Source organism: Streptomyces echinatus (assembly GCF_014203595.1).
GTDB lineage: Bacteria > Actinomycetota > Actinomycetes > Streptomycetales > Streptomycetaceae > Streptomyces > Streptomyces echinatus.
On record NZ_JACHJK010000021.1, the window covers coordinates 40,129 to 55,276 of the forward strand.

Sequence of the window (15,148 nt, forward strand, 5' to 3'; positions counted from 1 at the left end):
GTTTCCTACCTTTCGGTCATCCTCCGCAGCGGCTTTCGAGTGGAGGCCGACATCTCGTTCCAGCGTGCGGTCAGTTCGGCGACGGTCGGGGCGGTGAACAGGATGCGCATCGGGATTTCCACGCCCATTTCGGCGCGTACCCGGGCCACGAGCCTGGTGGCCAGCAGTGAATGGCCGCCCAGGACGAAGAAGTCGTCGTCGAGACCGATCCGCTCGACGCCCAGGACCTCGGCGAACAGCGCGCACAGCGTCTGCTCGCGGGGCGAGTCGGGAGCCCGGTACTCGTCCCCGCCGAACTCCGGGCGGGGCAGGGCGGAACGGTCGAGTTTGCCGTTGGGGGTGAGCGGCAGTTCCGGGAGCGTCACGAACGCGGCCGGGATCATATAGGCCGGCAGCCGCTCTCCCACCGCCTCCCGCAGGAGTTCCGTGGTGGGCGTCTCGGTGTCGGTCTCGGGGACCACGTACGCCACCAGCCGGCGGTCGCCCGGCCGGTCCTCTCGGGCGATGACGACGGCCCGGCGGACCGCGGGGTGGCGGGTCAGGGTGTGCTCGACCTCGGCGGGCTCGATCCGGAAGCCGCGCAGTTTGATCTGGTGGTCGGAGCGGCCGAGGTACTCCACCTCACCCGTGACCGTCCAGCGGGCCAGATCCCCGCTGCGGTACATGAGCGCGCCGGGTGGCCCGAACGGGCAGGCCACGAACCGCTCCGCGGTCATGCCCGGCCTGTCGTGGTAGCCGCGGGCCAGGCCCTCGCCGGCGATCCAGAGGTCACCGGCAGCGCCGGGCGGCACCGGGCGCAGCGCGTGGTCCAGTACGAGGATCCGGGTGCCGGCGACCGGGCCGCCGACGGAGGGGGGCATGCCGGAGCGGCCGGGGAGCAGCCGTGCGGCGGTGGCGTAGACGGTGGTCTCGGTCGGGCCGTAGAGGTTGGTGACCTCGGCGGCGTGCCGGCACAGGGTTTCGGCGAGCGCCAGGGGCAGGGCCTCGCCGGTGGAGATCACCCGCAGCCCGGTCAGGCAGGCCGGTGCGTGGGTGACCAGGCTCTGCCAGAGCGCGGGGGTGGCCTGCATGACGGTGATGCCGGACCGTTCGACGAGGTCGAGCAGTGCGGTCGGCTGGGTGATGTCGTCCTTGCCGGCCAGTACCACCCGGGCGCCGGCGAGCAGGGGCAGGAAGAGTTCCAGCGCGGCGATGTCGAACGCGATGGTGGCGCAGGCCAGCAGCCGGTCGTCCGGCGTCAAGGCGAATCGATCCTGCATACCGGTCAGCAGGACCGCCAGCGCACCGTGGCGGACCACCACGCCCTTGGGCGTCCCGGTGGAGCCGGAGGTGTAGATGACGTAGGCGGCATGGTCGGCGCCGACCGGAACGCGCGGGCCGTGGGCGGGGTGGGGGGACCGGTCGGACAGGTCCACCCCGGCCAGTCGCTCCTCGTCGAGGACCAGCACCGGTGCGCTGTTCTCCACCACGGCCCGCACCCGGGCGGCCGGATACTCCGGGTCCACCGGCACATACGTGCCGCCGGCCTTCCACACGGCCAGCAGGGCCACCACCAGGTCGGCCGAGCGGGGCAGCAGCACCACGACCCGGGACTCCGGGCCCACGCCCTGCCCGGCCAGCCAGTGCGCCAGCCGGCCGGCCCGCTCGTCCAGCTCCCGATAGGTCAGCCGGTGCCCGCGGAACTCGACACAGACCGTGTCCGGCGTCGCCGCGGCCCGCGCCGCGAGCAGGTCGGGAACGGTGCGCTCGGGCGGCGGGACCATGGTGTCGTTCCAGCCGTGCAGCACCTGTTCGCGCTCGGCGTCGGACAGCACGTCGAGCGCGCCGACGGTGGTCCGCGTACCGGCGGCGAACTGCCGCAGCACCCGCACCAGCCGGTCGGCGAGCGCCTCCACGGCGGCCCGCTCGAAGACGTGGTGCCGGTACTGGAAGGAGATCCGCAGCAGCGGGTCGGCCGCCGCGATCACGGTCAGCGGGTAGTGCGGCGGGGCGTACGGGCGGATACCGGTCACCACCGGGTGCGCCGACGCGCCCGCCGCCGAGTGGCCGGACCGGTCGACGGGGAACGACTCGAACACCACCAGCGTGTCGAACAGCGCGTTCAGCCCGGTCGCCCGCTGGATGTCGGCGAGCCCCAGATGGTGATGGTCCAGCAGTCGCGCCTGGGCGTCCTGGAGCCGGCCGAGCACCTCCGGAACCGGGTCGGCCGGCGTACACCGCACCCGTACGGGCACCGTGTTGATGAAGAGGCCGATCGTCGTGTCGGCGCCCGGCAGCCCGGAGGGCCGGCCCGCGACCGTGGCGCCGAACAGCACCTCCTCGCGGCCGGTGAGCTGCGCGAGCACCACGGCCCACGCGCCCTGCACCAGGGTGTTGGCAGTCACGCCCCACTCCGCGGCCCGGCGCGCCAGCCTGGTGGCGTCCTCGCCGGTGAGCGGCACATCGATCTGTCCGCTGCCGCTGCCGGCCGGCCGGTCCGCGGGTGTCGTGGGCGCGAGCAGGGTCGGCTCGGCCACACCGCTGAGCTCCTCGGCCCACGCGCGGGCCGAGCGTGCCGTGTCCTGCTGGGACAGCCAGCTGAGGAAGTCCCGGTAGCCGTGCGGGCGCGCCGGTGCGATGGCGGCGCCGTCGGCCTCGTAGAGGTCCATCAGCTCGCGCTCGACGAGCGGCACCGACCAGCCGTCGAGCAGCACGTGGTGGGCGGTGAGGGCCAGTTCGGCGTGCCGGGGGCCGAGCGTGACGAGGGTCAGGCGCAGCAGCGGCGGGCTGTCCGGGCGGAAGCGGGTGTCCCGCTCCTCGGCGAGGATCTCCTCCAGCCGCGTGGCGGCGTCGGCCTCGCCGGTGAGGTCGAGGTGCCGCCAGGGCAGCGGGACGTCGTCCACGACGACCTGCACGGGCTCACCGGTGGCGCTCGGCTGGAACGCGACCCGGAGGTTCGGGTGCCGGTCGAGCAGGGCCTGGCCCGCGGCCCGCAGGCGCGCCGGGTCCAGTGCGCCTTCGAGCCGGAACACGAACTGCGTCTGGTACGCCTCGGACGCGCTCTGCGCGAGCATCGTGTGATACAGCAGCCCGTCCTGCAACGGCGTGAGCGGCCATACGTCGCCGACGCTCCCGAAGCGCCGTTGCCAGCCGTCCAGTTCCTCCTGGCGGACGGTGACCAGCGGGACGTCGGACGGGGTCAGTCCCCGTCCGCCGGACGCGACCAGGCTCCGCAGTCCGCGCAGGGCGGCGCACCAGGTGCGGGACAGGGCGCGGACCTCGTCGGCGGTCAGCACTCCGGTGGCGAAGGTGAACAGGGCGGTGAGGCGCGCGTCGTCGCCGGTGCCGGTCACCAGGGCGTTCAGTTCGAGCGCGCTGGGCGTCGGCATGTCCGCGGCGGGTGCGGCGACCAGCTCGGCGCATTCGGGCGCCGGGGTCCATCCGGGGCCGTGGGCGGGGTCCTGGCCGGGCGCCGGCTCCGGGCGTTCGAAGGAGAAACGGCCCAGGAAGTTGAATCCGATGTCCTCCGCCGGATACGGGCTCAGCAGCGCGGCGGTGTCGTCGTTGAGGTAGCGCAGCAGGGTGTAGCCGATGCCCTGGTCGGGCAGGGCCCGCCGCTGCTCCTTCACCCGCTTGAGGGCGTCAGCGGCGGCGGCTCCGCCGGTGATCGCGGCCTCCACGTCGATCCCCGAGACGTCGAGGCGCACCGGGGTGACCGTGGTGAACCAGCCGGCCGTGCGGGACAGGTCCGCGCCCGGCACCAGTTCCTCCTGCCGGCCGTGCCCTTCGAGCCGTACGACCGTCGTGCCGTCGGTGAGCCCCCGCCGTTCCCGGGCCAGCGCGAGGACGAGGGCGGTGAGCAGGACGTCGTCGGCGCCGCTGCGGTAGGCCGCGGGGACGGAGGTCAGGATCGCGTCGGTGAGGTCGGCCGGGAGTTCCACCCGGACGGTGTCCGTGGTGGAGGTGAGGTCCCGTCCGGGGTCGAGCGGCCGGGAGCCCACGGGTGCGACGGGGGCCGCGAGCAGGTCGCGCCACAGCGACACCTCCGCCACCCGTCCGGGGCGGGCCGCCTCGTCGGCCAGGGCGTGCAGCCATCGCCGCAGGGAGGTGCCCACCTGCGGCAACGCGGGGGTCAGGCCTTCCTGGACCTGGCGCCAGGCCGCGGCCAGGTCGGGCAGCAGCACCCGCCAGGACATGCCGTCGACGACCAGGTGGTGGGCCACGACCAGCAGCCGCCCGGGCCCGCCCGCGGCCCCCTGGAACCAGACCAGCCGGAGCATCCGCCCGGCCCGGGCGTCGATGTGCCGCACGGCCTCGGCCGCCTCGGCGCGCAGCAGGGTCTGCCACGCCTCGCCGTCCCAGTCCCCCGGACAGTCGACCCGGTCGACGAGTGCGCCGGCGTCCGCAGTGCCGGGTGGCTCCACCAGCAGGCCGTCGTCCGTCAGCCGTGAGCGCAGGACGTCGTGCCGGTCGAGGACGGCGCGCAGGGCCGCGGTGAGGCCGGCGAGGTCGACGGCCGGGGGCAGTTCCAGCACCAGCCACTGGGCGAGGCGGTCAAGGCCGGGGCCTCGCTCGGCGTACAGCCGGGCCATGGGGGGCAGCGGCAGCAGGCCGACGCCCCCGCCCTCGAGTTCGGCGAGGGCCGGCGGTGCGGTGTCGCGGGTCGCGGCCTGCGCGAGCGCGGCGACGGTGCGGCACTCGAACACGGTGCGCGGGCTGAGCGCGAGACCGCCGGCGCGGGCGCGGGCCACCACCTGGATCGCCCGGATGCTGTCGCCGCCCAGAGTGAAGAAGTCGTCGTCGATCCCGATGTGGCTCAGGCCGAGCACCTCGGCGAACGCCGCGGCCAGGAGGCTCTCGTCACCGGTGCGGGGCGGCCGGTGGGCACGGCCGGTGACCTCCGGCTCGGGCAGTCCGGCCCGGTCCAGCTTGCCGTTCGCGGTCAACGGCATCCGGTCCAGCGCGACGAAGGCGGCGGGCACCAGGTGGGCGGGCAGCCGGGCCGCGACGAAGCCCCGCAGCTCGGCGATGTCCAGACCGGCGTGCAGGTCCCAGTCGGTGCCGGTGCCGCCGCTGCCGCCCGAGGTGACCGGGACGACGTAGGCGACGAGCCGCGCGGCTCCGTCCGCGGCTCGGCCGGCCCGGGCCACGACGGCCGCCCTGAGCACTCCGGGGTGGGCGGTCAGCGTGTCCTCGATCTCCTGGGGCTCGACCCGGAAGCCGCGGATCTTCACCTGGTGGTCGGCGCGGCCGGCGAACTCCAGCTCGCCGTCGGCGTTCCAGCGCGCCAGGTCGCCGGTCCGGTACATGCGCCGCCCGGGTTCCCCGAACGGACAGGCCACGAAGCGCTCCGCGGTCAGGGCCCGGCGGTCGTGGTAGCCCCGCGCGAGTCCGGCGCCCGCGATGTAGAGGTCGCCAAACACGCCGGGCGGCAGCGGTCGCAGCCGGCTGTCGAGGACGTAGAGCGCGGTGTTCCAGATCGGGGTGCCGATCGGTATCGTCCGCGCCCCGGGCCGGTACTGCCATTCGGTGACGTCGACGGCCGCCTCGGTCGGCCCGTACAGGTTGTGCAGCGGCACGCCGAAGGTCCGGTGGAACCGCGCGGCCAGCTCGGCCGGCAGTGCTTCTCCGCTGCACACGACGCGGCGCAGACCGGTGCACGCGGCAGCCCGCTCCTCGGTGACGAACTCGGCCAGCATCGACGGGACGAAGTGCGCCGTCGTGACGCCGGCCCGCCGGATCACCTCGGCGAGGTAGTCCGGGTCGCGGTGCCCGTCCGGCCGGGCGACGACCAGGGTGGCGCCGGTGATCAGCGGCCAGAAGAACTCCCAGACGGACACGTCGAAGGAGGCGGACGTCTTCTGCAGGACCCGGTCGGTTCCGTCGAGCCGGAAGCGGTCCTGCATCCACAGCAGCCTGTTGACGATCGCGTCGTGCGTGACGACGGCGCCCTTGGGCCGTCCGGTCGATCCGGACGTGTAGATCATGTACGCGGGGTGGTCGAGACGGTGCGCGGCGGACGTGACGGGCCCCTCGGTGAGCGGGGCGTCGTCGACCATGACCACGGGGACGTCCGTCCGGGGCAGCCGGTCCGCGGTGTCCTTGACCGTCAGCAGCAGCGCGGGCGCGGCGTCGGCGAGCATGAACTCGACCCGTGCGGCCGGGTAGTCCGGATCGACGGGGACGTAGGCGGCGCCCGCCCTGAGGACCGCGACCAGGGCGACGACCAGTTCCAGGGACCGGGGCACCGCGACGGCGACGAACCGCTCGGGCCCGGCGCCGCGCTCGGTCAGCAGGCGGGCCAGCCGGCCGGACCGCTCGGCCAGTTCCCGGTAGGTCACCCCGGTGTCCTCGAAGGTCACCGCGACGGCGTCCGGGGTGGCGCGGGCCTGTCGGTCCAGCAGTTCGGTCAGGGTCGCCGGCGGCGGGGTCACCGTGGGACCGGCGTACTCGGTGAGCAGCGCGCGGCGTTCGGCGGGGTGCAGCGCGGAGACGGTCCCGACCGGGGCGTGCGGATCGGCGAGGGCCGTACGCAGGAACGTCACGAACCGCTCGGCGAGCCCGGCGATGTCCTGGTCGTCGTACTCCGCCCGCGGCGCGTCGAACCGGACGTACAGGTCGCTGGCGGCCCTCCCGTCGGTGTAGACGCAGACCATCACCTCGTCGATCACGCCGAAGGTGCCGCCGGCGAAGTGGGCGGTGGCGCCGGCCAGGTCGAGTGCCTCGACGGAGGGGAGCACGTTGACGACGGCGCCGAACGGGCTGCGCACGTCAGCGGTGTGGCCGGTGGCCCGTTTGATCAGGGATATGTCGTGCCGGGCGTGCCGCAGGACACGGCGCCGTGCCCGGCCGAGCTCCTCGGCGAGTGCCACGAAGTCGGCCTCGGGGTCCACCCGCGAGTGCAGCGGCACCCGGTTGGAGAGCAGGCCGAGGGAGCGGCGCAGCGCGCCGACGCGGTGGTTGACGGTGATGGTCAGCAGCGGCTCGGACAGTCCGCACATGTGCCCCAGGAAGGCGGTGGCGGCCGAGGCGATCAGGTCGGGCACCGAGGTCCCGGCCGCGGCGGAGGCGCGTTCCCAGGCGGCGAGTTCGGCGGCCGGGACCGTCGCGGTGCGGGTGGCCATCCCCTGTGGTGCGGTGAGGCCGTCCCAGTGGCCGGGCTCGCCGGCGGGGGCGTCGGCGCCCGGACGGACACCGACGGGCAGACGGGCGGCGGGCAGATCCTCGGCGAGGTAGTCGCGCCAGAACCGCTCGGCGTCGGCGAACCGCTCCGACGCCCGGTGGGCGGCGTCCTTGGCCGCCGCGTCCTCCGGCGGGTTCGGGGCGCCCTCCGGTGACGGGGAGCCTGCGCGCAGCGCGCGGTAGATCTCGGCGATCCGCTGGGACAGCAGGGTGAGAACGCCGAACGCGTCGGTGAGGATGTGGTGGAAGACGAGCACGAGCAGGTGCCGTTCGGGGCCCAGCCGGATCGAGCCGATCCGCAGCAGCGCGTCCTCGGTCAGGTCGAAGGGCCGGCGCACGAGATCGGCGACGACGGTGCGGGCCGCGTCGGCGGGGTCGGCGGCATCACCGACGTCGAGACGGAACGGCTCCCACGCCCCGAGGTCCCGGGCGACCGCCCGCAGCCCGTCCTCGTCGCGGCGGAAGTTCACCTTCAGGGCGTCTGCTTCCGCCACCGCCGCCCGCAGGGCCGCGGCGAGCAGGCTGGTGTCCAGGTCTCCGTCGATGTCCCAGAGAGTGGCCACGTTGTTCGGTACGTCGGGAGTGAATTCCTGCGCGAGCCACATGGCTTCCTGTGCGGATGTGACGCCGGTACAACCCATCCAGATGCCCCCAGCAAAAGTGGTTTCCCGGTCAACGGCCCTCGCCGTGCCGATGCTTGTCGCGGCCCGTGCGGTTGAACAACCGGGATGAAAGATGTTGGCCAGAGATCGAAAGGGAATTGGCCATCACCGGAACAGCTCAGCCCTGCCCGACCACTCGGGCCGGCCTCCGTCCGGCCCGCGGCGACCGCCCTCGCAGGACGTCTTTCGATCGCGGTCCGCGCGTTCCGACGGCCGTCCTCCGTCGCCTGCTAGCGCGGCTCCTCGGCCGCCGCGGCCGGGCTTCCGTGGTCGTGCGCGCTGGTCCGGACCACCTCGGCGACGGTCAGCTCGTAGGCGGAGTACCACTGTTTCCTGCCCAGTCGCTGCGCCACCTGGTGCTCGGGGTCGCAACGCCACTTGTCCAGCGTCTCCTCGTCCTCCCACATCATGACGGCGAGGCGTTCACCGTCCTCCCCGGTGTAGTGCTTGACCTCCACCGGGTCGGACCCGGCGATGGCGCGGACCCGTTCCTGCATCCGCTCCTCGGTGGCGTAGTAGTCCTCGCCGGCCTGCTCGGACAGGCGCGACTTGAACAGGATCACGAACATCCGGGGTCCTCCAGTGTTGCTGTGGTCGAGATGGGGGAAGGGGTGCAGGCGCGCAGCCGGTCGTCCGGTGCCGAGACCAGTTCGGTGCCGTGCCGGGCCAGCAGATCCGCCACGAGCCGGTCCAGACGCTGGTCGTCGCGGAGTATGGAGGCGTAGCTCTCCTCGGTGAAGGCGCACCGCTCGTACAGCGGAACGAACCGGTCGGGGAAGAGGGCGGTCAGCCGCCCGCGCAGCACCTCCTCAGCGGTCTGCTCGCGAGGTGGGTTGGCCATGGTGAAGTAGTGCCGGTAGGACAGCAGGGAGATCGCGTCGGCGTCCTCGGTCCGCGACTTCTCGTAGGCGGCCAGGCCGGCCGCCCCGTCCGCGGCGGCGTCGAGGCAGTCGACGAGGACCCGGGCGTCCTCGAAGCCGCAGTTCATGCCGTGCCCCATGAAGGGCGCCATCGCATGACAGGAGTCACCGAGCAGTGCGAAGGTGTCGCGCCAGACCCATCGGTCGCAGCGGACGGCCGTGAGAGTCGAGACGGCCTTGGCGGCGAGCTGTTCCGCGATGTCGGGGATGATCCCGGTCAGTTCGGGGAAGAGGGCGGTGAACATCTCGGGCAGGTCCTGGCCGCCGCGGGCCGCCGCGTAGGACGGGGCGGGGCCGTCGAGGCGCATGAACAAGGATCCCGAGAGCTTCCCTGACGGCAGGGGGTGCGCGGCGAACATCGCCTTCCCGGTGGGCCAGAAGTGCGTGATGGTCGGGTCCAGCCGGCCGGCCGGTACGTCGATCTCCTGGTAGGCCAGGTCCAGCGTGCGCACCTCGGCCCGGGCGCCGCGCGCCTCCAGGGCGGCCCGGGCCGCGGAGTGCGCGCCGTCGCAGCCGAGGATCCGGCGGCACGTCAGCCGGTGCGTGCCGTGCCGGTCCTCCACCAGCACCGCGGGTTCGTCCAGGTCCACCGAGCGCACGCGCTGCCCGAAGCGGATGCGCACGCCGGGGGTCGCCTCGGCGGCGTCCAGCAGCATGTGGTGCAGCCGCCGGCGCTCCACCGCCCAGATGGGCTGTCCGTCCCGGCCGTAGGGGGTCATCCGCGTCCGGCCGTCGGGCAGATGCCCGCAGCGTGCGTGCAGCGGGACGCATATCCGGCGTACGTCGTCCGCGAGGCCCAGGTCCGACAGGGCGCGCCAGCCGCGCGCCGACAGCATCACAACGAGTGACCGGCCTTGTCCACCGGGCTCCCGCCTGGGGTCCGCCCGCTTCTCCAGCAGGGTGACCGGTCCGTAGCGGGGCGCGAGGTAGAGAGCCGTGACCGCGCCCACCAGACCGGCCCCCACGATGACGGTCTCCGGGTTCCCGTCCGTGCGGTCCGTGCCGTTCCCGTTCATGCCGTCTCCGCCCCTCGTCCGTTGCTCCGCCCGCGGTTCCGCGGTCGTGTCCGCGTCCGCGCCTCGCCAGGGTCCTTCGTCGGGATCGGGCCGGATCAGAAAGCGGGGCCCGGTGCCGTGCGTCGCACGGCGGAGGCGGGCGCCATGGCGGGGCCACAGCGACCGACGACAACGCGGCGAGGCACGGTGCCAGGGCCCGCGAGCCCGGCCTGATCCGGACGACAGGCCCTAAGGCCGCCGCAGTTCCGTCAGGACCACGGTGCCCACCTCCTTCGTGCTCAGGGTTCCGCCGAGGTCGGGGGTGACGCGGCCCGCCGCCACGGCCGCGGCGACCGCCCGGCGCACCGCGTCCGCCTCCTCGGTCCGGCCCAGGTGCTCGACCAGCAGGGCCACGGAGAGGATCGCGCCGAACGGGTTGGCGACGCCGGTGCCCGCGATGTCCGGGGCGCTGCCGTGCACGGGCTCGAAGAGCGCGCGTCCGGTCACGGGGTTGAGATTCGCCGAGGCCGCCACGCCGAGGCCGCCGGCGAGCGCGGCCGTGAGGTCGCTCAGGATGTCCCCGTAGGAGTTGTTGGTGACGATGACGTCAAAGGCGGTCGGATCGGTGGCCAGGCGCAGGGCGGCGGTGTCCACGTAGAGGTGGGACGCCTCCACGTCCGGGTGCCGTGCGACCGCCTCGCTCCAGCACCGCTGCCACAGTTGGCCGCCGTTGCGGACGGCGTTGGCCTTGTCGACGAGGCACACCGACCTGCGCGCCACGGAGAAGGCGAACTCCAGGACCCGTGCGACGCCTTGGCGGGTGCTGAGGTCCACGTCGATGGCGATCTCGTGCGGGGTCCCGGTGCGCGTTCCGCCGCCGATGCCGCTGTAGAGCCCCTCGGTGTTCTCCCTGACGATCACGCAGTCGATCGCCCGGCGGGCCGGGTCGCGCAGCGGGCTGAGCCTGTCGTGCCAGAGTCTGGCGGGCCGGTAGTTGACGTAGAGGTCGAGTTCGAGCCGCAGGGTGGTGAGGACGCCGCGCACGTACGCGGTGTCGCTGAGCCGGGGATCCCCGACCGCGCCGAGGAGCGCCGCCTCGCTGGACCGGATCCGGTCGAGGTCGGCTCCGGTCAGCGCGGTTCCGGTGCGCAGGTAGGTCTCCGCGTTGACGTGGTCCAGGACGTCCGTCCGCACCCCGAGGCCGAGCGCGTCGAGGACGTCCAACGCCGGCCCGATGACCTCGGGGCCGATGCCGTCACCGGGGATCACGGCGATGGTGGTCAAGGCCGCCTCACTTCCGGCCCTGGCTCAGCACGTCCGCGACGAGTTCCTCGACGTCGGTCGTCACGTGGAAGTGCCCGCCCGGCCGCACGGTCCCGGTGAAGCCGCCGGAGGTGACGCTCGCCCAGCCCGCCAGCTGGGCCTGCTCCACCAGCGGGTCGCCCTCGCCGTGGTAACACCGCACCGGGCAGGACAGCGGACGGGTGCCGGGGCGGGGCCGATAGGTCGCGTGGGCCCGCAGGTCGGAGCGGATGACGGGCAGCAGGAGGTCACGCAGCTCGGCGTTCTCGGCGACCGCGGGTTCGATGCCGCCCAGCGCGCACAGGGTCGCCCAGAACTCGTCGTCGGGCGCCAGGTGGACCTCCCTGTTGTTCATGCTTCCGGGCGGCAGGGCGGCGGACACGCAGAGCGCCAGGGGCTCCTCGCCGGCATCCCGCAGCAGCAGGGCGGTCTCGTAGGCGACCAGGGCGCCCAGGCTGTGCCCGAACAGCACGTGATCGCCCGGCGGCAACCGCAGCAGCTCCGCCGCCGCGCAGCCGGCCATCGCGACCACGTCGTCCACGGGCGGCTCTGCGAAGCGGTCGCCGCGGCCCGGGTACTGAACGGCCATCAGCGACACACCGGGCGGCACCGCGGTGGACCACTCGCCGAAGGTGATCGCCGAGCCCCCCGAGTGCGGGAAGCACACCACCCGAACACCGAGGGGGTCACCGGCGGTCATCGACCGCACCCAGCCGCGTTCCCGTATCCGGCTCATCCTCGCCGCCTTTCCGCTCGGCCGTCGCTTCCGTCCGCACCATGTTTTCCACTCGTCGCGGATTCGCGGGGCCCGCGACAGATCTCGGCAAGAGATCGCGGCGCGGTGCATCGCGGCGCTGACGATGCCAAGGGACGACAAAGGACCGCAGGCACGCCGCCGCACCGCACCAGGCTCACGTCGCACGCGGACGTCGCGCACCACCGCACCGGACACCGCCCGCCACCGGGGTAGGCACCCGCCCTTCACCCGCGTCGCCGCCGTCCCACGGCCGGGACGCAGCGAGCGCACCCACGGCTCCACCCGCACCTCCGCGCCCCCTCGATCCACGCCTCGACCGACTGCCGAAAGGGAACGCGATCATGCTTGACGGTTTTGTGCACTGGCCCGAACAGCTCGCGGCGGACCTGCGCCGGACAGGGGTCTGGCGCGGCCGGCCGATCGGCGACTTGTTGCACGAGTCGTGCGAACGGAACGCCGAGCGGGTGGCCGTGGTGTGCGGCGAACGCCGGATGACCTACGCGGAGCTGTCCCGGCGGGCGGACCGGTTGGCGGGTGGCCTGATCGGACTGGGCATCAGGCCCCTGGACCGGGTGGTGGTGCAGCTCCCCAACATCCCGGAGTTCGTCGTCCTGGTCTTCGCGCTGCTGCGGGCCGGAGCGATCCCGGTGCTGGCGCTGCCCGGTCACCGCAGGGCCGAGATCGCGCACCTGTGCGCTCACTCCGGGGCTGTCGCCTACGTGGTGAAGGACGAGTTCGGCGGGTTCGACTTCCGTACGATCGCCCGCGAGATCCCGTCGCTCCCGCACGTGATCGTCAGCGGCGACGCCCAGGAGTTCATCCCGCTGGAGTCGCTGGACGCCCGGGACGTCGCGCTGCCCCGGGTGGACGCGTCCGACCCCGCGCTGTTCCTGCTCTCCGGGGGGACCACCGGGCTGCCGAAGCTGATTCCCCGGACCCATGACGACTACGAGTACGTCATGCGGGCCTGCGCGGAGGCGATGCGGGTGGGTCCGGAGGTGGTGTACCTCGCCGTCAACCCGGTCGCGCACCAGGCGGCCCTCGCCTGTCCGGGCGTGTTCGGCAGTCTCCTGCTGGGCGGGAAGGCGGTCCTGACGTCGAGTGTGCGGCCCGACGACGTCTTCTCGCTGATGCGCCGCGAGGCGGTCACCGTGACCACGGTCGTGCCCTCGGTGCTGCGGCTGTGGGCCGATTCCGGACGACCGCCCGGCGAGCTGTCCCGCCTGCTGATCCAGGTGGGCAGTGCTCCGCTCGACCCGGCCCTGGCGCGCCGCGCGACCCAGGTGCTGGGCTGCCGCATCCAGCGGTGGTACGGCATCAGCGAGGGGCTGCTGACCTACACCCGGCTCGACGACACCGAGGAGGTGGCCGTCAACACGGACGGCCGCCCCATGTCACCCGATGACGAGGTCCGGATCGTCGACGAGTCGGGGAACCCCGTGCCCGAGGGGGAGGCGGGTGAGATGCAGGCGCGGGGCCCGTACACGATCCGCGGGTACTACCGGGCCCCCGAGGAGAACGCCCGCTCGTTCACGCCGGACGGTTTCTTCCGCACCGGCGACCTCGTCCGGCGCAGGCCGGACGGCAACATCGTGATCGTCGGCAGGACCAAGGACGTCATCAACCGGGCCGGCGAGAAGGTCTCCGCGGAGGAGGTGGAGCGGCAGCTGCGCACCCACCCCGCCGTGCAGGACGCGGCCGTGATCGGTGTGGCGGACACCGTGCTCGGGGAGCGGACGTACGCGTTCGTCGTCCTCACCGAGGCGGACGTCCGCCCGGCGGCCATGAAGGAGTTCCTCCGGGGCCGCGGCCTGGCCGCCTACAAGATCCCCGACCGGCTGATCGCGATGCCGCAGCTGCCGCGCACACCGATGGGGAAGGTCGACAAGAAGACACTGCGCGCAAGGATCGCCGCGCCGGAACACTGACGTCCCCCGGGGCGCGGGCCGGATTCCGTGTCCGTTCCGCGCCTGCCCCGGACGGTCGGCCGGCGCATCCGGTGCTCGTACGCCGACGGGTGCGGCGTCTTCACGGGCCGGCGGTGAGCGCGAACGGGAGCGACGAGGCCCCACTCCCGGCAAGGCCTGCCCGGAGACCCGAGGATCCGCGCAGCGGAGCGCGGGCGCCGTCGCACACGATGCGCATGAGTTGCTCCGCCTGGCTCTCGGAACCGGCTTCGTCGCGGAGGGGCCCGTAGTGCATCTCGATGACGACGGTTCCGACGCGCGCCCTCGACATCAGGTTCTGGTACTCGTCGGCGACCTGGTACGAGGTCGTCGTGCTCTCGTCGCCGAAGCCCGGCGCTACGGAGGTCGCCCGTGCCGGGCAGGTCCGTCAGTCCCGGCGCGCGCCGGACGAGGAGCACACCGTTCCGCGGGACGGTCCGAAACACCGTCAGGTTCTGGCCGGACCACACGTGTACGATCACGCCATCGTCATTACATGTACACATAAAGGAACGCCCCGATGAAGCACCTCAAGGCCCTGCGGAACGGCGTGGTGGGCGCCGCCGCCGTGGCCCTCCTGGCCGCCGGCACCACCACGGCCCAGGCCGACCCCGGCAACCCGACCGTCGGCTACGGCTACCCCAACTACGCACGCCAGGTGGCCTGCGTACAGTTCTTCGTGAACTGGTACACCGGCATGCGCATCGCGGTGGACGGCAAGTTCGGCCCCCAGACGGGGGCCGGCGTCAAGCGTCTCCAGGAGATCTCCAACCGCACCTGGGCCACTCAGGAACTCGACGTCGACGGGGTCTTCGGTCCGCGCACCGGCCAGGTCGTCCTGACCCACGCGAAGAACGACCGCGGGATGGACCAGATCCGGGCCGCGAGCTGCAGCCACGCCGTACCGTCCTACAGCGTGGTCTACTGACCCGAGCATGCGAGCCCTCTTCCCAGGATCCTTCGACCCGGTCACTCAAGGGCACCAGGACGTACTCCGGCGCGCGGCCTTCCTGTTCGACGAGGTCGTCGCGTGCGTGATGGTCAATGCGAAGAAGACCGGCCGTTTCCCCGTCCCGGAACGGCTGGACCGGCTCCGCGCCGCAGCAGCCGACTTGAGCAACGTCACGGTCGACTCCCACACCGGCGGCCTGCTGGTCGACTACTGCCGCCGGGTCGGGATCGACGTCGTCGTCCGCGGAGTCCGCGGTGTTCACGACCTGGACCACGAAATGCCGATGGCTCGCATGAACCACGAGCTGGCGGGGGTCGAAACGTTCTTCATCGGTGCCGGCCCCGCCCTGGCCCACATCTCCTCCACCCTCGTCACCGCGATGAGTCAACAGGATCCAAGCCGGCGCTCGGGGGTTGACAGCAACTCAGAGGATTGACCCGGGCGCAGAGATTC

Annotated in this window: 8 protein-coding genes; 3 read left to right on the forward strand and 5 right to left on the reverse strand. The window is 73.1% G+C overall.

What is annotated here, in order from left to right; translation table 11 throughout:
• Positions 1-5: 5 nt before the first annotated feature.
• From FHS34_RS37410 to FHS34_RS37430, 5 genes are all read right to left on the reverse strand, one after another.
• A complete protein-coding gene (locus tag FHS34_RS37410) occupies positions 6-7,802 on the reverse strand; it encodes a non-ribosomal peptide synthetase (protein ID WP_225817804.1) in 7,797 nt (2,598 codons plus the stop codon).
• Positions 7,803-8,053: 251 nt separating this feature from the next.
• Positions 8,054-8,392 carry an antibiotic biosynthesis monooxygenase family protein gene (locus FHS34_RS37415; protein ID WP_184974066.1) on the reverse strand — a complete coding sequence of 113 codons (339 nt, stop codon included), beginning with the start codon at positions 8,390-8,392 and terminating at the stop codon, positions 8,054-8,056.
• Positions 8,383-9,759 (reverse strand): FAD-dependent oxidoreductase, encoded by a 1,377-nt coding sequence (locus tag FHS34_RS37420; RefSeq protein WP_184974068.1) that lies wholly within the window; start codon positions 9,757-9,759, stop codon positions 8,383-8,385. The genes FHS34_RS37415 and FHS34_RS37420 overlap by 10 nt, the downstream gene beginning before the upstream one ends.
• A 228-nt stretch (positions 9,760-9,987) precedes the next feature.
• Positions 9,988-11,022: an isocitrate/isopropylmalate dehydrogenase family protein gene (locus FHS34_RS37425; RefSeq protein WP_184974070.1), complete on the reverse strand. Its 1,035-nt coding sequence runs from the start codon at positions 11,020-11,022 to the stop codon at positions 9,988-9,990.
• Positions 11,023-11,029: 7 nt separating this feature from the next.
• Positions 11,030-11,776 carry a thioesterase II family protein gene (locus FHS34_RS37430; protein ID WP_184974072.1) on the reverse strand — a complete coding sequence of 249 codons (747 nt, stop codon included), beginning with the start codon at positions 11,774-11,776 and terminating at the stop codon, positions 11,030-11,032.
• Positions 11,777-12,138: 362 nt separating this feature from the next.
• Between FHS34_RS37430 and FHS34_RS37435 the strand changes: the two genes are divergently transcribed.
• From FHS34_RS37435 to coaD, 3 genes are all read left to right on the forward strand, one after another.
• Positions 12,139-13,725: a (2,3-dihydroxybenzoyl)adenylate synthase gene (locus FHS34_RS37435; protein WP_184974074.1), complete on the forward strand. Its 1,587-nt coding sequence runs from the start codon at positions 12,139-12,141 to the stop codon at positions 13,723-13,725.
• Between the two features lie 538 nt (positions 13,726-14,263).
• Entirely contained in the window at positions 14,264-14,671 is a 408-nt protein-coding gene (locus FHS34_RS37440) for a peptidoglycan-binding domain-containing protein (RefSeq protein WP_184974076.1), read from the forward strand.
• Between the two features lie 7 nt (positions 14,672-14,678).
• Positions 14,679-15,131: a pantetheine-phosphate adenylyltransferase gene (coaD, locus tag FHS34_RS37445; protein WP_184974078.1), complete on the forward strand. Its 453-nt coding sequence runs from the start codon at positions 14,679-14,681 to the stop codon at positions 15,129-15,131.
• Positions 15,132-15,148 lie beyond the last annotated feature (17 nt).